We start from the raw sequence: 19,195 nt of genomic DNA on the forward strand, positions 1-19,195 counted from the left end.
GCCGGGGTTTACCCGGTCAGCCGCGTTCCATGCCCGGCAGGCACGGTCCGCGCGGTGAGCCACCGCACCGCCTCCGCCGTCCCGCGCCCGGCCACCGCGCGCTGCTGCACCGAACCGGTCCCGTCGGCGCGCAGCGCCGCCACGAGCGCCTGGACCTCCGTCAGGTCCCCGCTGTCTTCGAGCGCCGTCCGGACGTGGTCCAGCAGCGCCTCGACCAGCGACCAGGCCGGCCGGCGCGTCTCTTCGAGCGGGTCGACGAGCAGGCCGGTCACCCCGTGGCGCGCCGCGGCCCACACGGCCGCCGCGGTCACCTGCGGGGACAGCGGCGTGGCTTCGCGCCCGGCGGCCAGGTCGTCCAGCGCCCGACGCACCAGCGCCCGGCTGAGCAGGGCCTGCAGCACGGCGTGGTCGACGGTCAGCGCGGTGTCGGCGACGCGGAGCTCGACCGTCGGGAACCGGCCGGACGGCCGCGCGAGCCAGAACGTCTGGTCCGGGTCGACGAGCGCGCCGCAGTCGACGAGCGTCTCGACCGCCCGCCGGTACTCGGCGTGGTCGCTCAGGTGCGGCGCGACGCCGGAACCGGGGAAGCGGGACTGCAGGACCATCCGCCAGCTGTGGTAGCCGGTGTCGCGCCCGTGGTCGAACGGCGCGTTGGCGGAGAGGGCGAGCAGGGTGGGCAGCCACCGGCCGAGGTGGTTGACGACCGCGACCGCGGTGTCGGGGTCGGCGACCCCGACGTGGACGTGGCAGCCGCAGGCCTCGTAGTCGGCGACCACCGCGCCGTAGGCGGCGTCGATGTCGGCGTAGCGGCCGGTCGCCGCGGGCGGCGGCGTGGCCGGTCCGGGCCCGACCGGCGTCCCGGTCGCCAGCAGCGCGCAGTCCTCGGCCGCGGCCGCGCCCGCCAGCACCCGCCGCGCCGCCGTCAAGTGCTCCCGCAGTTCCCCGGCGGTGGTGCAGACGCCGCTGGCGGCCTCGATCTGCGTGAGCCGCAGCTCGCGGTGCACCCGGACGCCGTCCGGCAGCGGCCCGTGGTGGGGGTACCGCGCCAGCACCGGCTCCGCGCCCGGTGACGCGTGCCCGGTGCGCGGGTTGACCAGCAAGAACTCTTCTTCGACGCCCATCGTGGGCGGGCCGTCGGCCATGGCGGGCTCCTTCCGCGCGGGCGTTCGGCGGTGGTTACCCGTTCGGCCGGGGTAAATGCGCCTGGGCCCGGCCGTTGTTTGGCCGTCGGCGCGCGAGGGGTATCTCGGACGCATGACAACCTACGAACGCCCGCGAGTGGTGCCGGCCGATCCGCCGCTGACGCAGCGGCTGCCGGCGCCCCGCGCCCCGGCCGAGGGCGACCTCCGGAGCAAGCTCCGGTGGAAGTCGCCGGACGCGATCGTCGTCCAGGTCGGCGGCGAGGTCGACCTCTGCACCGCGAGCGCGCTCGAAGCGACCTTGGCCGAGCACATCCGCGCCCGCCCCGGGGTCCTGCGGGTCGACCTGGCCGAGGTGCGGTTCTTCGGCGCCGCGGGCCTGCAAGTTCTCGTGCGCGCCCACCGGTCCGCCGAAGCGGCCGGTGTCCACCTCGTCGTCGACCCCGGCCGTTCCCGGGCCGCCGTCCGCGCGCTCGAGCTGCTCGACGAGCTCGAACCCCTGCTGCCCTAAGCACTTCCGGTCAGCACATCGACCACGGCCTCCGCCGAGTTCTTCTCCGCGAAGGCACGCCGCTGCCGGTCGGCGCCGCCGCCTTCGGCCGCCAAGCGCGCCGTGGTCTCCCGCGCGAAGTCCAGGTCTCCCGCCGCCTCCAAAGCCGGGGCGGTCAGCGCGATCAAGTCGTCGAGGACCGCCTTCACCGGTTCCAGCTCCCCGGTCCGCGGGTGCGGGCAGGAGCCGGTGACCCCTTCTTTCGACGCTCGCCACAGCCGGCCGCGCAGCACCTCGTTCGACAGCTCCGGCGCCGGGCCGTCGTCGGCCAGAGCGGTCGCGACGAGCCCGCGGGCCAGCACGGCCAGCAGCACCGCTTCCGACGGCGTCGCGGCGACGTCGGAGATGCGGAACTCCAGCGTCGGCTGCTTTTCCGACAGTCGGACGTCCCAGTAGATCATCCCGCGGTCCAGGATCGCACCGGAGCGCAGCCAGCCGTCGACGATGCTCTCGTACTCGTCGAGTGAGGCGAACCGCGGCGGCGGCCCGGCCGAGGGCCACCGGCTCCACTGGTGGTAGCGCCAGCTCGCGTACCCGGTGTCGTAGCCGTCGACGATCGCCGAGTTCGCGGTGATCGTCAGCAGCGCGGGCAGCCACGGCCGGACGCGGTTGAGCACGTCGATCCCGCGCGCCTTGTCGGGGATCGCGACGTGCACGTGGCAGCCGCAGGTGAGCGAAGTCCACGCGGTGGCGCCGAAGTGCTCGGCCATCCGCTGGTAGCGCGGGTTCGGCGTGATCCGCGGCGGCTCCGCTTCGGGCAGCGGGGGCGCGCCGGCGGGCAGCAGCCGGTAGCCGCGGGCCCGGGCCGCCTTGGCCAGGTCCGCGCGCAGCCCGCTCAGCTGGCGCAGTGCCTCGGCGTGGGTGCTGCAGACTTCGGTGGCGGCTTCGGCCTGCGACAGGTTCAGCTCGTGTTGCAGCTCGCCTTGGACGTCCTCGGCCGCCTCCGCGGCGTCGACGACGTCGTCGCCGGCCTGCGAGAGGTGACCACGCCGGTCGACGACGAAGAACTCCTCTTCGATGCCGAAAGTCAGCACGTCTGGGTTCACCGGGGTTGCTCCTGGGGGGTCGGGGAGCCGGTGGAATACCCGGGCGGCGACCGGCGCAAACGGCGTTTTCCCCGGCGGGGAACGGGTAACCGGGCACTCATGGACGCTCCCACACCGTCGCTGCTGGCCGCCGACGCCGGGGCCACCGTGCGCCGGCTGGCCCGCTGTGTCGGCGACGGCGGGCTCGACTCACCCGCCGAGCTGTACCGCGTGCTGGGCGCCTTGCGGCTGCTCGCGGACGACCTGACCCACCTGCTGCCCGCCCTGCAGGGCCGGCTGGAGGAGGGCCTGCTGTCCGGCCGGGTGGCCGGCCACGGCGGCGACGACGCCGTCGCGGCGACGTGGGACTCGGTGGGGGACGTCGGCCGGGCACTGGCCCACGCCGGCACCGTGGCCCTGCTGATGACGAAGGAACTGGAAAACGCCCAGGTCACCCTGCGGGGCCTGGCCGCACCGTGAGGACACCGATGTCGACCGACGCGATCGTGCTGCTCAAGAACGACCACAAGACCGTGGAGAAGCTGTTCAAGGAGTTCGAGAAGGCGGGCGAGGAGGCGTACGGCGAAAAGCGCCGGATCGCCGACTCGATCATCGAGGAGCTGACCGTCCACGCGTACATCGAGGAGGAGATCTTCTACCCGGCCGCGCGCGAAGCCGTGCCGGACACGAAGGACCACATCCTGGAAAGCGTGGAGGAGCACCACGTCGTCGTCTGGATGCTGTCCGAGCTGCTCGGCATGGACCCGAAGGACGAGACGTTCGACGCGAAGGTGACGGTGCTGACGGAGAACGTCCGCCACCACGTCGAAGAGGAAGAAGACGAGTGGTTCCCGGAGGTCCGTTCGGCGATGGGCCGCAAGCGGCTGCAGGAACTGGGGCAGCGGATGATCGACGCGCGCGGTGATGCGCCGAAGAACCCGCTGGAACTCAAGAGCGCCAAGGCTTAGCCGCGGCCACGACCCGGCCGGCTCCGGCGTGGAACCGGCCGGGTCGGGTAGTTCCATGCCCGCTTGCAGCCCGCTTCGCCGCGATCCGCCCGGCGCCTCGGCCAGTGGCACCCGCTCGGTGCGGCCGAAGAACGCGTCGCGCGGCAGCACCGCCGTCTCCAGCTCGAACTCGTGGGGTGGCGGGATCTCGACTGCCGGAGGTGGAGAAGAGCGTGTGCTCGGCGCCGACCTCGTCGGCCGTCAGCTCCTGGGCTTCGGCCGGCGCGGGTAGCCCGAAGCCGGCCGGGTGAAACACCCCCGCTGGTGTGACCGTACGTGGTAGGGGTATTCCGGTGGGCATGGAGTGGCACGAAGAGCTGCACGAGCGCGCCGACGAGCGGATCGGCGCGCTGGCGGACCGGCTGTGGGCGGTCGCGACCGCACTGCACGAACGACCGGAACTGTCCTATGAGGAGCACGCGGCCGCCGAGCGGCTGACCGCGGAGCTGGCCGCCGACGGGTTCGACGTGGAGACCGGCGTCGCCGGGCTGCCCACGGCGTTCGTCGCGCGAGCGGGGAGCGGGCGGCCGTGCGTGGCCCTGCTGATGGAGTACGACGCGCTGCCCGGGCTGGGTCACGCGTGCGGGCACAACCTGATCGCCGCAGCCGGCCTCGGTGCCGCGCTGGCGGCGCGTGAGGTGCTGGCGGACGGCGCCGGCTCGCTGCTCGCCGTCGGCTGCCCGGCCGAGGAACGGGGCGGCGGCAAGGTGGCGCTGGCCGAGGCGGGCGTCTTCGACGACGTCGACGCGGCCCTCATGGTCCACCCCGGCGTGCACTCGTGGTCGTGGGCCCCGCTGACCGCGCAGGTCGAGCTCAAGGTGACCTTCCACGGCCGCGCGGCCCACCCGACTGGCGACCCCGAGGCCGGCGTCGACGCCCTGGCCGCGTTGATCCAGGCGTTCGGCGCGGTCTCGGCCCTGCGCCAGCGGCTCCCGGCGGGGTCGCACGTCCAGGGCATCATCACGCATGGCGGCGAGGCCACGAACATCGTCCCCGACCGCGCCGAAGGCCGCTTCGGGCTCCGCGCGCTCACGACCGACGCGCTGGACCGCCTGGCCGAGGACGTCTCGACGTGCGCGCAGGGCGCGGCCCTGGCGACGGGCGCGAAGGTCGACGTCGAACGCCTCGGGAGCGGCTACTCGCACTTCCGCGACAACCCGGTGCTGTCCGAGCGGTTCACCGAGCACCTGGCGGCGTGCGGGATCCACGCGACCCCGCCCGAGCCGGGGGTGTTCCTGGGCTCGTCGGACATCGGCGACGTGAGCGTGCGGGTCCCGGCGATCCACCCGTTCGTGGCGATCACGGCGGAGGAGTACTCCGACCACACGGCGGAGTTCGCGGCGGCCGCGGCGAGCCCGCGCGGCCGGTCGGCGATGCTCGCGTCCGCGGCGGCCCTGGCCCGGACGACGATCGACCTGCGCACCCACCCGGCGTTGGTCAGCCGGGCGTGGGACTGCTTCCGCGACCTGGAGCGCAACGGCCGCTGACCCCGGTTCCTCGCGTATCCGTCCTTTGCGGACTACCGGCCGGGCCGATGCGCACCTTGACGCATACCCATATCGGCATATGATAGCTCGCGTGGCACGAGCAGCGACGACCGCCGACACCTTCAACGCCGTCGCCGAACCCCGGCGGCGGCAGATCCTCGACGTCCTCATGGGCGGCGAACGGTCTGTCGGCGACCTCGTCGACCTGCTCGGCCTCGCCCAGCCGCAGGTGTCGAAACACCTGCGCGTGCTGCGGGAGGTGGGTGCCGTGGACGTGCGCGGCGACGGCCGGCAGCGGCTCTACCGGCTCAACGGGCCCGCGCTCAAGCCCATCCACGACTGGGTGAAGCGCTACGAGCGGACGTGGGCCGGACGCTTCGACCTGATGGACGAAGTCCTCGAAGAACTCAAGGAACAGGAGCAGTGACGTGGAGATCACCACCCCCGCCGACGACCAGATCCTCATCACGCGCGAATTCGACGCGCCCAAGCACCTCGTCTACCGCGTGTGGACCACGCCGGAGCTGGTGCGGCGCTGGTGGAGCGGGCACCGCGGCACCACCACCGAAGTCGAGCTGGACCTGCGCCCCGGCGGCCGCTGGCGGTACGTCATCAAGTCCAACGCCGGCGCGGAGGTCGGCTTCCACGGCGAGTACCGCGAAATCGTGCCGGACGAGCGGATCGTCTACACCGAGGTCTTCGAGATGCCCGGCGTGGACCTCGACTCCGTGGACGGCCCGCTCAACACCGTCACCTTCACGGCGCTGGACGGGGACCGCACGCGGCTCGAGCTGCTGACCGTGACCGGCAGCAAGGAACTGCGCGACACGATCCTGCAGTCCGGCATGGAGGTCGGCGTCAAGGAGCAGATGGCGATCATCCAGGAGCTGGCGGACTCCCTGCGCTAGCCGCGCGCAGGAACCGTTCGCCCGTCTTCGCCAGCTCGGCCGCCAGGTCCGGCGCGTCGAGCACCTCGAAGTCGACCTCGAGGAGCCCGAGGTACAGCCCGAGCATCTGCGCGTTGTCGGAGCCCACCTCCGCGACGCAGCGCTCCGGCCCCTCGGGCGTCACCTCGACCGCGAGCGGGAGCCGGGCCCGGACGTACGCCTCGGCGGCGTGCAGGCGGACCTTCGCGTGGAACCGCCAGGTCGCCGCGCCGACGCTGCGCTGGACGAACTGCGCGACGTCGCCCTCGGGCGGCTCGCGCGGGGCGAAGCGCGGCCCGTTCGGCACCTTCGGCGTCATCCGGTCGACGCGGAACGTGCGCCAGCCGTCCCGCGCGGTGTCCCACGCGACGAGGTACCAGCGCCGGCCCCAGCTGACCAGCCGGTGCGGCTCGACGTCGCGGCGGCTCGCCGCGCGGGTGTGGCTCATGTAGTCGAACCGCAGCCGCTCGCCGGCCCGGATCGCTGCCGCGATCGCCGTCAGCACGTCCGCGTCGACGGCCGGCCCGTCGCCCGGCACCGCGACCGTCGCGGCCTGCAGCGCGTGGACCCGGTGCCGCAGCCGCGAAGGCAGCACCTGCTCCAGCTTCGCCAGCGCGCGCACCGACGTCTCGGCGATCCCGGCGACACCGGTGGCCGTCCGCAGCCCGACCGCGACGGCCACCGCTTCGTCGTCGTCCAGCAGCAGCGGCGGCAGCTGCGCGCCCGCGCCGAGCCGGTAGCCGCCCTGGACGCCGGGGGCGGCTTCGACCGGGTAGCCGAGGTCGCGCAGCTTCCCGATGTCGCTGCGGACGGTCCGCGCGCTGACGCCCAGCCGCTCGGCGAGGTCGGCGCCGGTCCAGTCACGCCGCGTCTCGAGCAGCGACAGCAGCCGCAACAGGCGGGCGGAGGTCTGCAACATTCTTCGAGGATGGCACGAATCGCGGAAGGAAGTCTTCCGCAATGGCTCCTAGCGTCCTGGTCATGACGAACCCCTTCCGCATCGAGATCCCGCAGCCCGACCTGGACGACCTGCACCGCCGCCTCGCCGAGGCCCGGTTCGCCGACCCCGTGCCCGGCGACGAGCCGGACTGGTCGCGCGGCATCCCCACCGACGCCGTGCGCGAACTGGCCGAGTACTGGCGCGACGGCTTCGACTGGCGCGCGCAGGAGGCCGCGATCAACGCCTTCCCGCAGTTCACGACCGAGATCGACGGCCAGGTCATCCACTACCTGCACGTCCGGTCGCCGCGGGCCGACGCGTTGCCGCTGCTGCTCACCCACGGCTATCCCAGCTCCTTCGCCGAGTTCCTCGACGTCATCGGGCCGCTGACCGAGCCGGGCGCGGACGCGTTCCACGTCGTCGTGCCGTCGCTGCCCGGCTTCGGGTTCTCGACGCCGCTGAGCGGCCCGGGCTGGGAGCTCGCCCGGACGACGGACGCGTTCGCCGAGCTGATGACGCGCCTGGGCTACGACCGCTTCGCCGCGCAGGGCGGCGACATCGGCGCCGGCGTCACCGGACGGCTCGCGGCGCTGTACCCGGACCGCGTGGTCGGCACCCACGTCAACAGCGACCGCGGCACGATCGCGCTGGCCGGCGAGCAACTTCCGTTGCCGGACAACCTGTCCGAGGCCGAACAGTCCGAATTGGACGCCGCCCGCACGGCGTGGCGGGCCGGCCGGGGCTACCTCGACCTCCAGTCGCACAAGCCGGAGACGATCGCGGCCGCGCTCACCGACTCCCCGGTCGGGCAGCTGGCGTGGATCGCGGAGAAGTTCCAGGCGTGGACCGGCGCCGGCGTCGACCGCGACCGGCTGCTGACGAACGTGAGCCTGTACTGGTTCACGCGCAGCGGCGCGACGGCCGCCCGCTTCCTGTACGAGGCCGCGCATTCCGGCCACGGCTGGCTGGCACCGTCGGACGTGCCGGCCGGCTGGGCGGTGTTCGACAGCTCGCCCGTGGTGCGCCGGATCATGGACCCGGACGAGAAGATCGCGCATTGGTCGGAGTTCGCCGAAGGTGGCCACTTCGCGGCGATGGAGGAACCGGAACTCCTGGTGAACGACATCCGCGCGTTCTTCCGCGGCCTGCGGCCGTGAACGCCCGGTTCACCGAAAGCTGACCGCCGGACCCCCGCGGTGGGCCAGAATCAGCGCGTGCAGTTCGCGATCCTCGGGCCGGTCGAAGCCCGCCGTCCCGATGGGACCGTCGTCACCCTCGGTGGTCCGCAGCTTCGCGGGTTGCTCGCGCTCCTCGCGCTCGACGCCGGACGTGTCGTCAGTGCCGAGCGGCTGATCGACGGCCTGCACGGCGACCACCCGCCCGAGGGTGCCGCCGAAGCGCTCCAGTCCCAGGTCTCGCGGCTGCGGCGCCGGCTTCGGGACGGCGGTGCGCCCGACGGGCTCGTCGAGTTCAGCCCGGCCGGGTACCGGCTGGCCGTCGACCCCTGGGACGTCGACCTCCACCGCTTCGAACGGCTCACCGCCCAAGCGCGGGAAACGCCCGATCCGGCCGGGAAACGCGAACTGCTCTCCGAGGCGCTCGCGCTGTGGCGGGGGCCGGCGCTCGACGGTCTCGCCGACCCGCCCCGCGCGGCCCGGCTGGCCGAACTGCGCCTGGCCGCGACCGAGGACCGCGTCGAAGCCGACCTGGTCCTCGGCCGCCACGAAGAGGTCGTCGCCGAACTCCGGGAGCTGGCCCGGGAACACCCGCTGCGCGAACGGCTCACCGCCCAGCTCGTGCGCGCCCTGCACGGCAGCGGCCGCTCGGCCGAGGCCCTCACCGTCTTCGCCGAGACGCGGGAGCGGCTCGCCGACGAGCTGGGCGCCGACCCGTCGCCGGAGCTGGCGGACGCGCACGCCGCCGTCCTGCGGGCCGCCGGCCCGGTCCCGGCCCGGCGCGTTCCGGTGCCGCTCACCGGGTTCGTCGCCCGGACCGAACTCGGGCAGCTGAAGAAACCTCTCGGCGCTGCCCGGCTCGTCACGCTCACCGGACCCGGCGGCGCGGGCAAGACCCGCCTCGCCATCGAAGCCGCGACCGGCGACGCCTGCTTCGTCGAGCTGGCGACGACCACCGACGTGCCCCGGGCCGTGCTGACCGCTTTGGGCCTGCGCGAACAGGGCGTGCTCGCCCTGGGCGCGGCCGAGGACCCGGCCGACCGCCTGGCCACCGCCCTCGCCGACCGGCCGCTGCTGCTCGTCCTCGACAACTGCGAACACGTCGTCGCCGCGGCCGCGCGGCTCGTTCGGCGGCTGCTCGCCGGGTGCCCCGGCCTGCGCGTGCTCGCCACCAGCCGCGAACCGCTCGGCCTGACCGGCGAGACGCTGGTGCCCGTCGGGGCCCTCCCCGCCGAGGCCGCCGCGAGGCTGTTCGCCGACCGGGCCGCGGCCGTCGCGTCCGGCGAGGAGCCCGACCGGGCCGCGGTGACGCGGATCTGCGCCGCCCTCGACGGCCTCCCGCTGGCGATCGAGCTCGCGGCCGCGCGCCTGCGGTCGCTGTCCGCCGCCGACGTCGCCGCCCGGCTCGGCGACCGCTTCCGGTTGCTCTCGCGCGGCGACCGCACCGCCGAGCCGCGGCACCGGACGCTGCGCGGCGTCGTCGAATGGAGCTGGGACCTCCTCGAACCGGACGAGCGGCGGCTCGCGGGCCGGTTCGCGGTGTTCGCCGGCGGCGCGCGGCTCGACGCGGCCGAACGCGTCTGCGCCGAACCCGACGCCGACGTCGTGCTCACCGGCCTGGTCGAGAAGTCCTTCGTCGAGTTCGACGGCGGCCGCTACCGGATGCTGGAGACGATCCGGGCGTTCTGCGCCGAGCACGGCGACGACCGGCACGCGGAGCACGCGAAGTACTTCCTCGACCTGGCCCGCGCCGCGGAACCGAAGCTGCGCGGCGCCGAGCAGCTGAAGACCCTGGACGCCTTGACCGCCGAGCACGCGGACCTCACCGCGGCGCTGCGCTGGAGCACCGCCGAAGACCCGGAGACCGCGGTCCGGCTGATCGCCGCCCTCACCTGGTACTGGTGGCTGCGCGGCCGCCGCGGCGAGGCGACGCCGTTCGCGGACGCCGTCGTCGCCGCGTTCGGCGCCGAGCCACCGCCCGGGCTGGCCGAGGAGTACGTGGTCTGCCTGATCCACGCGTCGCGCACCGACGTCGAGCCGGAGCCGATCCTGCGGGAGCTCGACGGGCCGCTGCGCCACCCGTACCTCTTCCTGCTGTGGGCGTTTTCCCCGCACACCAAGGTGCAGGACGGCGAGCGGCTGGCCGCGCTGGTCGGCGACGACCCGTGGTCGCGCGCGTTCACGCGCATCGGTGACGGCCTCGGCGCCCAGTACCGCGGCCGGATCGCGGAAGCCGAGACGCACTTTTCCGCGGCGCTGCACGGGTTCCGCGCCCTCGGCGACCGCTGGGGTGCGGCGAGCGCGCTGGAGAAGCTCGCCGAGTTCGCGGACTGGCGCGGCGACCATGCGCGGTTCCGGGAGCTGATGGACGAGTCCGTCCGGCTGGCCGGCGAGCTGGGTTCGTTCGAGGACGCCGCCGACCTGCTCTGCCGCCGCGCCGACGGCGTCCTCCGGGCCGGCGACGCCGAAACCGCCCGCGCCGACTACGAAGCCGCCGCCGAGCAGGCCCGCGCGGCCGGCACGCCGGTGACGCTCGCGCGGGCCCGCGGCGGCCTCGGCGAGATCGCACGGCGCGCGGGCGACCTGGCCGAGGCGCGGCGCTGGTACACCGCGGCCGTCGGCCTCGCCGCGGGGCCGGTCACCGGCGGCGAGACGCGGATCCGGCTTCACACGGGCTTCGGCTGGACGGCCGCCGCCGAGGGCCGGCTCGACGAGGCGACCGAACTGCACCAGGAGGCGCTGGCCACCGCCCTGGAGCACGCGAACCTGCCGGGCGCGGCCCAGGCGATCGAAGGCCTGGCCGGCGTCCTCGCCGCGCGGGAGGAGGACGAGCGGGCGGCGTTCCTGCTCGGCGTCGCGGTCGGGTTGCGCGGCGCGCCCGTCACCGGCGACCCGGACGTGGCGGGCGTGACCGACCGGGTGCGCTCGCGCATCGGCGCCGAGGCGTACGGCAAGGCCTTCGAGCGCGGCCGCGAAATGCCGCCCGAGCAGGCGTTGAGCGAGTTCGGTCAGCGGCGGTTCGCGCTCGGTTCGTGAGCGGTCAGCGGCCGCGCCCACAGTCCGGGGCATGACGAAGACGATCCTGATCTCCGGCGCCAGTGTCGCCGGCCCCGCCCTCGCCTGGTGGCTGCACCACCACGGCTTCCGCCCCACCGTCGTCGAGCGCGCGCCGAGCCTGCGCGACGGCGGCTACAAGGTCGACATCCGCGGCGTCGCGGTCGACGTCGTCCGCCGGATGGGCCTCCTGGACGAGGTGCGCGCGGCGAGCACCGACATGCGCGGCGCGGCGTTCGTGAACAAGCGCGGCAAGGAGGTCGCGACGCTGGACGCCGACACGTTCGGCTTCCGCCACGGCGACGACACCGAGATCCTGCGCGGTGACCTGGCGAAGATCCTCTACGACGCCACTCGCGAGACCACCGAGTACGTCTTCGGCGACTGGATCACCGGCCTGGACGAGCGCGCGGACGGCGTCCACGTGACGTTCGCCCACGGGGCGCCGCGCCGGTTCGACCTGGTCGTCGGTGCCGACGGCCTGCACTCCGGCGTCCGCGCGCTGGCGTTCGGCCCGGAGGAGGACTTCCTGCGCCGGTTCGACGCCTACCTCTCGATCTCGACGGTGCCCAACACCTTCGAGCTGGACCGCTGGGAGCTGCTGCACTCGGCGGCCGCGGGCAAGATGGTGAACGTCTACAGCACCGCCCGCGCTGCCGACGCGAAGGCGGCGTTCTGGTTCAGCGCCCCGCCGCTGACCTACGACCGCCGCGACGTCGACGGCCAGAAGGACCTGGTCGCCGACCAGTTCGCCGGCCTGGGCTGGGAAACCGCCGCGTTGCTCGACGCGATGCGCGAAGCGGGCGACTTCTACTTCGACCCGGTGTGCCAGATCGTCATGGACCACCTGTCGGCCGGCCGCGTGACCCTGCTCGGCGACGCGGGGTACTGCCCCTCGCCGGCGTCGGGGCAGGGAACGAGCCTGGCGCTCGCGGGCGCGTACGTCCTGGCGGGCGAGCTGGCCACCGCCCCCGATTTCGGGGTGGCGCTCGCCCGGTACGAGAGCGAGATGCGGCCCTACATCGAGAAGAACCAGGCCCTGGCGAAGACGGCGTTGCGCGGGATCATCCCGCAGTCGCGCGCGTTCGCCTGGTTCAACACCCGGATGATCAAGCTGATGCCGTACCTCCCGGGCCGCAACCGCGTCCTGGAGCAGATGGCCCGCCCCATCCGCGAAGCGGCGAACGCCTTGGTGCTGAAGGAGTTCCCGTGACCGGCGACCTCGCGCACGGGGGCGGGGCCGCCGGCCGTCGTCCATTCGGGACGCATACCCGCTCCGATCACGGGTATCCGCGCCTCAGGAGGTGGTTCTCGTGAGCAAGGACTTCAAGAAGGGCGACCGCGTCCGCTGGGACGCGGGCAACCAGAGCTCCGCCGGGACGGTCGAGGAGAAGATCACCGAGGACACCCACGCGGGCAAGCGGGACGTCAAGGCGTCGCCGGAGGAGCCGCAGTACCTCGTGAAGAGCGAGAAGTCCGGGAAGACCGCGGTGCACCACCCGGACAAGCTGCACAAGGCCTAGCTCTTCGCCAGGTGCGTTTCCGCCCACGCCGCGAACGTCGTCAGCGGGATGCCGAGCGCGCGGGCGAATTCGGGACGCGCGGGGTGGCCGACTTCGTTCTGCCACTCGTGCCGCACTGCGTAGGCGGGCGCTCCGGCCGCGATCGCCTCCTCGGCGGTCATGTCCGGCGCGGTCAGTTCGACTGCGAGCGCGTGCGAGAGGACCTCGGCGACCCGTGTCATGGTCATCCGCTCGCTCGCGAGCTCGAGTTCGACCCCGTCGAAGCGCGCCGGGTCCGCGAACGCCGCGGCCGCCGCGGCGCCGATGTCGTCCACCGCGACCAGGGCCAGCTCGGTCGCGGGCTTGACGGTCGTGACGAGCCGGCCGTGGGGCAGCAGGAACGACGGCGGCAGGAAGTTCTCCATGAAGAAGCCGGGCTTGAGCAAGGTCCAATGCGGGAAACCGGCGTCGCGGACGTGGTCCTGGATCGCCGTCTTGGTCTCCAGGTAGTGCTCCATCGACGCCCAGCGTCCCTCGGCCCAGCCGGGCACGGACCGGTGCTGCCCGGCGCCGGACACGGAGGTGTGCACGAACTGCGGCACGCCGGCTTCGCGGGCCGCGTCGACGAGGTTGCGGCCTTGGACCCACTCGGAGTCGCCGTCGAGGTTCGTCATGTCGGGCATCTGGATCGAGAACACCCCGCGCACGCCCTTCACAGCCGGGGCGAGGGAGGCGGGGTCGTGGAGGTCGCCCTGCACTACTTCGGCGCCCGATGCGCGCAGGGCCCGCGCCTTCTCCGGGTTCCGCACGAGCGCGCGGACGGGGACGCCGGCCTTCAGGAGCGCGCGGGCGGTGGCGCCGCCTTGCTTGCCGGTGGCGCCGGTGACCAGGACGGGGGACATGGGGACTCCTCGGGACGATAAGTGGCGGGGCCCGCCACTTCGTGGTCGCTACACTAGCCACTAAGTGGCGGCCCCCGCCACTTCCTGTTCCGGAGGTGGTCCGTGCCGCGGTCCGACGCCCGCCGCAACTACGCGCGCATCCTCGCCGTCGCCGAGGAGGAGGTCGCGGCGCGCGGTGCCGACGCGTCGCTGGAGCAGATCGCCCGGACGGCGGGCGTCGGCTCGGCGACGGTCCGCCGGCACTTCCCGACCCGGCCGGCGCTGCTGGAGGCGGTGTTCCGGCGGCAGGTGGACGCGCTGGCCGAGCGGGCCCGGTCGCTGGGGGAGGCCGCGGACGCCCGCGAGGCACTGCTGGAGTGGTTGCGCGCGTTGACGACCTACTCGGCGTCGGCCCGGGGGCTGGCGACGGCGCTCGTCCGCGACGAGGAGTCGATGGCCCACGCGTGCTCGGCGACGATGACGGAGGCGGCCGAGCCGCTGGTCCGCCGTGCGGCCGGCGCGGGCGCGGTCGGGCCGGACGTGACGGCGGCGGACCTGATCGCGGTGGTGACGGGGATAGTGCTGGCGACCGGGCACCACCGCGACCCGGCGGCCGAGGCGCAGCGGTTGCTGGAGCTGGCGGTGCGGGGCATCAGCCCGCCGCGGTGAGCCAATGGTGCAGCGCCCACCAGGACCGCACCGCGTCCAGCACCCGGCCGCCCGCGTTTTCCGTCAGCGGCAACGGGGTCAGCTCCGTCAGCCGGTCCAGCCGGTACCGGACCGTGTTCGGGTGCAGGTGCAAGGCCTCCGCCGTCGGGCGCAGGCGCTGGCCGTGGTCCAGGTACGCGAGGGCCGTCGCCGCCAGCTCGCGGTGGAACGGGTTCGCCGGATCCAGCGCGCCGAGCAACGCCGTCGTCAGCAGGCCCGCCAGCAACGGCTGGGCCGTCACCGCGATTTCGCCCGCCAGCGCCGTCAAGTCGTGGTAGCCGCGGCCGGCGATGCGCGCCGCCGCCGTGCAGAGCCGGTGGACCTCCCGCAGCTCCGGCAACGCCGCCGGGGGCGACACCACCAGCAGAACACCGTCCGCGAGCGCCACTCCGGCCGGTGACCGCGCCGCCAAGCCGGTCAGCCTGCCCTCGACCAGGCCGTACACCCCGCCGAACTCCAGCAGTGCCTGCTCCAGCGTCCGCGCCTGGGCCGGGTCGCTGACGTCCGAGACCACGCAGAAGTACCGCACGTCGGGATGCAGCCCCGCCCGCCGGAGCTCTTCGGGCGCGGGCGGGTGGCCCGAGTGCAGCAACGTCCGCAGCAGCTGCGTGCGCGCGTCGCGCACCGTGCGGGACAGCTGGAGCTCGGCCGCGTGGTAGCCCTTGACGATGTGGTGCTCCAGCGCCCCGGTGTAGCGGTCCGCGTCGAGGACCGTTTCGAGGATGAGCTCGTCCGGCACGCCCGCCGCCCGGGCGCGCTCGACGGCGACGCGGGCCGCGTGCGTGCGGCCGGCCTGGACCCCGCGCAGCAGCGCGGTGAGCGGGACACCCTGCGCCGCGCGGTCGGCGCCCAGCGCCTCGGCAGTGGTGTAGTCCTCTCGCGCGGGGCCGTCCGGGCTCGCCGTCGCCCGCAGCGCGGCCGAGAGCAGTACCTGGATGTGGCGCCGGTTCTCGGCCTCCGGCAGCCGCGCGACCTCGGGCGACTCGCTGCGCGCCACCTTGACCAGCTCGTCCAGCACGGCCTCGTCCGCGGCCAGGTCGTCGAGGATCCGGCGGAGCAGCGGCGTCACCGGGCACCTCCCGAAACCGTTGTGGCACCGCCACAACCCGGCACCGGCGACGTTGGGCGCGCGACCCTACCGGACGGGCTCCGGTGCCCGGTTATCGTGGCAATACCGGACAGTAACCCCTGTCCGGCGCAAAAACCACCGCCGCACCTGTTCAGCGTCGAAAGGTGTCTTGTCGTGCGCACTTCCCCGAGAACCCGCCGCCGGCGGTCCTACCTCTCGCGCCTGGCGTACCTGACCTCCGCCGTCGCCCTGCTGGCGACCGGCGCGGCGGTGCCCGCGACCGGCGCGCCCGCGGCGCTGCGGGAGGTGATGTTCGTCGGCAACAACTGGGACGGGACGGCCGACGTCATCGCCTCGAGCGGCTCCTTCGCGAAGATCGGGCGCGTCAACATCATCCCCGACAAGGACGACCGGCTCCGCGAGATCTACCTGAACCCGATCAAGCTGGCGTTCTTCCTCGGCATCCGCAACGGGCCGGGGGAGGGGCACGACCAGTTCGTCGACGACATGTACACGACGCCGGACGGGACGTCGGTGGTGGCGTCGCGGCCCAGCTTCGCCGACGTCGTCTCGATCAGCCTGAGCACCGGCCGGATCAACTGGCGCTTCCCGGTTTCCGGGTTCCGCGCCGACCACATGGCGGTCTCGCCGGACGGCCGCCGCGTCGCCGTCTCGGCCTCGACGTCGAACACCGTGCACGTGCTGGACATCGTGACCGGGCAGCAGGTCGGCTCGTTCGCCACCGGCGACAAGCCGCACGAGAACGTCTTCACCGCCGGCGGCCGGTACCTGTGGAACATGTCGATCGGCAACGTCGACACGAACCTCGACGACCCGGGCTGGGACTTCACCAAGGGGGACCGGCACATCACGATCGTCGACGCCACGACCTTCCAGCAGGTCAAGGTGATCGACATGCGCTCGCGGCTCGACGCCTTCGGGCGCCACGACCTCTCCAACGCCGTGCGGCCGGTCGCGTTCACCCCCGACGAGTCCAAACTGTACTTCCAGGTGTCGTTCTTCAACGGCTTCCTGGAGTACGACGTCGCGGCCGACAAGATCACCCGGGTCAAGGAGCTGCCGAAGAACCCGGCCACGAGCGACGACCGCACCACGTTCGTCAACGACTCCCGCCACCACGGCCTGTCGATGAACCCGGCGGGCACCAAGCTCTGCGTCGCCGGGACGATGGACGACTACGCCACGGTCGTCGACCGCGCGACCCTGGAGCAGGGCACGCTGGTGCCCGCGGTGAAGCCGTACTGGGCCACGGTGAGCGGCGACGGCAGCGCGTGCGTCATCTCCGAGGCCGGCGCGGACCGGGTCACGGCGATCGACTTCGCGACAGGGCAGAAGCTGGTCTCGGTGCCGGTGGGCGACCACCCGCAGCGCGTCCGCATCGGCCACGTCCCCGACGGCTGGACCGGCCCGGCCGCCTGAACTCCCGTCAGGAGAAGTCGTACGCCATCGTGAACCAGCCGCGGACTTCGTCGTCCACATCGGACACTTCGCGCAGCTTCAGCTGGTGTCCGACCCGGGGCCCCGACGCCCACCGCGCCGGGGCGATCCGGGCCGTCTCGACGGGCCGCGGCAGGAACAGGTAGACCAGGACGTCCCGCGAGCGGGGCCGGAGCTCGGCCAGCTTCCGGTCCCGCTTGAGGAACACCCCGACCTTGACGGCGTCCTCGTGGACGTCGCCGAGCGTCCGCAGGTGGCCGAGGACGGCGTCGTAGATCGCGCGGAACTCCGGGTCCCGCCCGGCGAACGTCTCCTCGACCGTGCACCCCGGGACGCAGGTGTGCCCTTGGCCGGCGCGCGCGAACTCGCGGTCGCAGCGCGGGCACGTCCAGCGGGTCGGCATGCCGTCCAGGATGGCACTCACGGGGGCGCCGGGCCGAGCGCGGCGGTCAATCCGCCGAAGTGACCCCCGCGAGGTAGCGCTGGATCGTCGGGCCGACCTCCTCGACGACCTCCGCCGGGGTCAGCGCGACCACCGGCGGCAGGCGCAGCACGTACCGCGTCAGCGCCAGCCCGAGCAGCTGGCTCACCACCAGCCCGGCGCGCCGGGCGGCGTCGGCCGGCTCGCCGAACCGCAGGACGGCGGGGGTGACCTGGCCGGCGAACACCTCGCGCATCTTCTCGACCACCGCGTCGTCGGCGACCGCCGTGCGCAGCAGCGTCAGCAGGATCTCGTCGGTCGGCGGCCGCTCCCACAGCGCGAGGAACTGCCGCGTCAGCAGGGCGCCGACGGTGCCCGGGTCCGCCGCGGCCAGGTCCGGCAGGTCGAGCTCGACGTCCACGGCCGCGGCGAACAGGCCGTCCTTGCTGCCGTAGTAGCGCATCACCATCGAGGGGTCGATGTCCGCGTCGGCGGCGATCGAGCGGATCGTCGCGCGGCGGAAGCCGTCGGCGGCGAACCGGCGGCGCGCGGCGTCGAGGATGGCCGCCCGGGTGGCGTCGGATCGCCGCGGTGGCTCGCTCATGTCAACAAGTGTAGGCCAACACTTGTTGACAAGCCACGGCGGGCCCGCCTACCGTCGATGCCAACAGTTGTTGGCAAACCCGGAGGAGCCGTCATGACCCTGCCCGCCCGCACCGATGTCCTGATCGCCGGCGCCGGCCCCGCCGGCCTCGCCACCGCGATCGTCCTCGCCGACGCCGGCGTCGACTTCCTGCTGCTCGACCGCCAGGCCGAGGGCGCGAACACCTCCCGGGCCTGCGTGGTGCACGCCCGGACCCTGGAGGTCCTCGCCGAGCTCGGCGTCACCGGCCGGCTGGAGGAGCTGGGCGTCGTCGTCCCGACGTTCACCGTCCGCGACGGCGCCACCGTGCTGGCCAAGGTGCCCTTCGGCGGGCTCCCGACGGCCTACCCGTACACGCTGATGGTGCCGCAGGACCGGACCGAGGCCGTGCTGCTGGCGCGGCTGCGCGAGGCGGGCGGCGATGTCCACCGCCCGTACGAGGTCACGTCGCTCAGCGGCGACGACACGGGCGTCACGGTCACGACGACCGGCGGCACCGTGCGCGCGAAGTACGTGGTCGGCGCCGACGGCGTGCACAGCACCGTGCGCGAGCAGGCGGGCATCGGGTTCACCGGCGCCACGTACGCCGAGTCGTTCATGCTGGCCGACGTCCGGATGAGCTGGCCGCTCGACCGCGAGGAGGTCAGCCTCCACTTGTCCCCGGAGGGCGTGACGGTGGTGGCCCCGCTGCCCGACGGCGAAGATCACTACCGGGTGGTCGCGACGGTCGCCGAGGCGCCTGAGCCCCCCGGGCTCGCGGACATCCAGTCCATTGTGGACGCACGCGGCCCGGAGGGCGCGCGGTCGCGGGTCACCGAAGTGGTGTGGAGCTCCCGGTTCCGCGTCCACCACCGGGTGGCGGACCACTACCGCGCGGGGCGGGTGTTCGTCGCGGGCGACGCGGCCCACGTCCACAGCCCGGCCGGCGGGCAGGGCATGAACACCGGCATCCAGGACGCGGTCGCGCTCGGCCGGCTGCTGGTCCGGGTGGCCGCGGGCGAGCCGGACGCACCGCTCGACACGTACGAGGAGACCCGCCGCCCGGTGGCGACGGAGGTGGTGGCGTTCACCGACCGGATGACCCGGATGGCGACGCTGCGCCCCCGCCCGGCGCGGCTGCTGCGCAACACGATCATGAAGGCGGCGTTCTCGTTGCCGCCGGTGCGCGCGAAGCTGGCTTACCAGCTGGCCGAACTCGCAGCGCGGTGAC

General features: G+C 73.7%; 20 protein-coding genes. 13 read left to right on the forward strand and 7 right to left on the reverse strand.

Annotated elements, in window-relative coordinates; genetic code table 11:
* Window positions 1-8: 8 nt before the first annotated feature.
* Entirely contained in the window at window positions 9-1,142 is a 1,134-nt protein-coding gene (locus tag ACZ7OH_RS34575; RefSeq protein WP_470284687.1) for a carboxylate-amine ligase, read from the reverse strand.
* A 112-nt stretch (window positions 1,143-1,254) separates the two neighbouring features.
* On the opposite strand from ACZ7OH_RS34575, the gene ACZ7OH_RS34580 reads away from it, so the two are divergent.
* On the forward strand, window positions 1,255-1,650 hold the full coding sequence (locus ACZ7OH_RS34580) for an STAS domain-containing protein (protein ID WP_470284688.1): 396 nt from the start codon (window positions 1,255-1,257) through the stop codon (window positions 1,648-1,650).
* Here the strand turns inward: ACZ7OH_RS34580 and ACZ7OH_RS34585 are convergent.
* A complete protein-coding gene (locus tag ACZ7OH_RS34585; protein ID WP_470284689.1) occupies window positions 1,647-2,735 on the reverse strand; it encodes a carboxylate-amine ligase in 1,089 nt (362 codons plus the stop codon). The genes ACZ7OH_RS34580 and ACZ7OH_RS34585 overlap by 4 nt on opposite strands.
* Window positions 2,736-2,834: 99 nt before the next feature.
* On the opposite strand from ACZ7OH_RS34585, the gene ACZ7OH_RS34590 reads away from it, so the two are divergent.
* The 5 genes from ACZ7OH_RS34590 (at window position 2,835) to ACZ7OH_RS34610 (ending at window position 6,116) form a co-directional block, all read left to right on the forward strand.
* Window positions 2,835-3,194: a hypothetical protein gene (locus tag ACZ7OH_RS34590; RefSeq protein ID WP_400893296.1), complete on the forward strand. Its 360-nt coding sequence runs from the start codon at window positions 2,835-2,837 to the stop codon at window positions 3,192-3,194.
* Window positions 3,195-3,202: 8 nt separating this feature from the next.
* On the forward strand, window positions 3,203-3,682 hold the full coding sequence (locus ACZ7OH_RS34595) for a hemerythrin domain-containing protein (RefSeq protein WP_400893298.1): 480 nt from the start codon (window positions 3,203-3,205) through the stop codon (window positions 3,680-3,682).
* Between the two features lie 338 nt (window positions 3,683-4,020).
* Window positions 4,021-5,208 carry an amidohydrolase gene (locus ACZ7OH_RS34600; protein WP_470284690.1) on the forward strand — a complete coding sequence of 396 codons (1,188 nt, stop codon included), beginning with the start codon at window positions 4,021-4,023 and terminating at the stop codon, window positions 5,206-5,208.
* 91 nt (window positions 5,209-5,299) lie between these two features.
* On the forward strand, window positions 5,300-5,635 hold the full coding sequence (locus ACZ7OH_RS34605; RefSeq protein ID WP_400905971.1) for an ArsR/SmtB family transcription factor: 336 nt from the start codon (window positions 5,300-5,302) through the stop codon (window positions 5,633-5,635).
* Window position 5,636: 1 nt separating this feature from the next.
* Window positions 5,637-6,116: an SRPBCC family protein gene (locus ACZ7OH_RS34610; protein ID WP_470284691.1), complete on the forward strand. Its 480-nt coding sequence runs from the start codon at window positions 5,637-5,639 to the stop codon at window positions 6,114-6,116.
* Here the strand turns inward: ACZ7OH_RS34610 and ACZ7OH_RS34615 are convergent.
* Window positions 6,085-7,053: a helix-turn-helix transcriptional regulator gene (locus ACZ7OH_RS34615; RefSeq protein WP_470284692.1), complete on the reverse strand. Its 969-nt coding sequence runs from the start codon at window positions 7,051-7,053 to the stop codon at window positions 6,085-6,087. The two genes, ACZ7OH_RS34610 and ACZ7OH_RS34615, sit on opposite strands and share 32 nt — an antisense overlap.
* A gap of 62 nt (window positions 7,054-7,115) precedes the next feature.
* On the opposite strand from ACZ7OH_RS34615, the gene ACZ7OH_RS34620 reads away from it, so the two are divergent.
* The 4 genes from ACZ7OH_RS34620 (at window position 7,116) to ACZ7OH_RS34635 (ending at window position 12,826) form a co-directional block, all read left to right on the forward strand.
* A complete protein-coding gene (locus tag ACZ7OH_RS34620; protein WP_470284693.1) occupies window positions 7,116-8,231 on the forward strand; it encodes an epoxide hydrolase family protein in 1,116 nt (371 codons plus the stop codon).
* A gap of 57 nt (window positions 8,232-8,288) precedes the next feature.
* Window positions 8,289-11,285, forward strand: a complete 2,997-nt coding sequence (locus tag ACZ7OH_RS34625) for an ATP-binding protein (RefSeq protein WP_470284694.1) — start codon at window positions 8,289-8,291, stop codon at window positions 11,283-11,285.
* Between the two features lie 31 nt (window positions 11,286-11,316).
* Complete coding sequence (locus ACZ7OH_RS34630; protein WP_470284695.1) at window positions 11,317-12,516, forward strand: FAD-dependent monooxygenase; 1,200 nt, start codon at window positions 11,317-11,319, stop codon at window positions 12,514-12,516.
* A gap of 100 nt (window positions 12,517-12,616) precedes the next feature.
* The gene (locus tag ACZ7OH_RS34635) at window positions 12,617-12,826 is read left to right on the forward strand and encodes a hypervirulence associated TUDOR domain-containing protein (protein ID WP_400905986.1); all 210 of its coding nucleotides are present in this window, start codon (window positions 12,617-12,619) and stop codon (window positions 12,824-12,826) included.
* Here ACZ7OH_RS34635 and ACZ7OH_RS34640 read toward each other — a convergent pair.
* Window positions 12,823-13,707, reverse strand: coding sequence for an NmrA family NAD(P)-binding protein (locus tag ACZ7OH_RS34640; RefSeq protein ID WP_470284696.1), 885 nt, complete (start codon window positions 13,705-13,707; stop codon window positions 12,823-12,825). The two genes, ACZ7OH_RS34635 and ACZ7OH_RS34640, sit on opposite strands and share 4 nt — an antisense overlap.
* A 102-nt stretch (window positions 13,708-13,809) precedes the next feature.
* Here ACZ7OH_RS34640 and ACZ7OH_RS34645 point away from each other — a divergent pair, with 102 nt between their 5' ends.
* Window positions 13,810-14,355: a TetR/AcrR family transcriptional regulator gene (locus tag ACZ7OH_RS34645; protein WP_470284697.1), complete on the forward strand. Its 546-nt coding sequence runs from the start codon at window positions 13,810-13,812 to the stop codon at window positions 14,353-14,355.
* Here the strand turns inward: ACZ7OH_RS34645 and ACZ7OH_RS34650 are convergent.
* Window positions 14,339-15,463, reverse strand: coding sequence for an RsbRD N-terminal domain-containing protein (locus ACZ7OH_RS34650; RefSeq protein WP_470284698.1), 1,125 nt, complete (start codon window positions 15,461-15,463; stop codon window positions 14,339-14,341). The genes ACZ7OH_RS34645 and ACZ7OH_RS34650 overlap by 17 nt on opposite strands.
* A 174-nt stretch (window positions 15,464-15,637) precedes the next feature.
* Here ACZ7OH_RS34650 and ACZ7OH_RS34655 point away from each other — a divergent pair, with 174 nt between their 5' ends.
* Window positions 15,638-16,903 (forward strand): YncE family protein, encoded by a 1,266-nt coding sequence (locus ACZ7OH_RS34655; RefSeq protein ID WP_470284699.1) that lies wholly within the window; start codon window positions 15,638-15,640, stop codon window positions 16,901-16,903.
* 7 nt (window positions 16,904-16,910) lie between these two features.
* Here ACZ7OH_RS34655 and ACZ7OH_RS34660 read toward each other — a convergent pair whose 3' ends face one another.
* Together ACZ7OH_RS34660 and ACZ7OH_RS34665 are read right to left on the reverse strand one after the other, a co-directional pair.
* A complete protein-coding gene (locus ACZ7OH_RS34660; protein ID WP_470284700.1) occupies window positions 16,911-17,345 on the reverse strand; it encodes a DUF5655 domain-containing protein in 435 nt (144 codons plus the stop codon).
* Window positions 17,346-17,370: 25 nt separating this feature from the next.
* Complete coding sequence (locus ACZ7OH_RS34665; RefSeq protein WP_470284701.1) at window positions 17,371-17,946, reverse strand: TetR/AcrR family transcriptional regulator; 576 nt, start codon at window positions 17,944-17,946, stop codon at window positions 17,371-17,373.
* A gap of 93 nt (window positions 17,947-18,039) precedes the next feature.
* On the opposite strand from ACZ7OH_RS34665, the gene ACZ7OH_RS34670 reads away from it, so the two are divergent.
* Window positions 18,040-19,194, forward strand: coding sequence for an FAD-dependent monooxygenase (locus tag ACZ7OH_RS34670; protein ID WP_470284702.1), 1,155 nt, complete (start codon window positions 18,040-18,042; stop codon window positions 19,192-19,194).
* The last annotated feature ends 1 nt before the right edge of the window (window position 19,195 follow it).

The organism is Amycolatopsis sp. NPDC114478 (assembly GCF_055633805.1).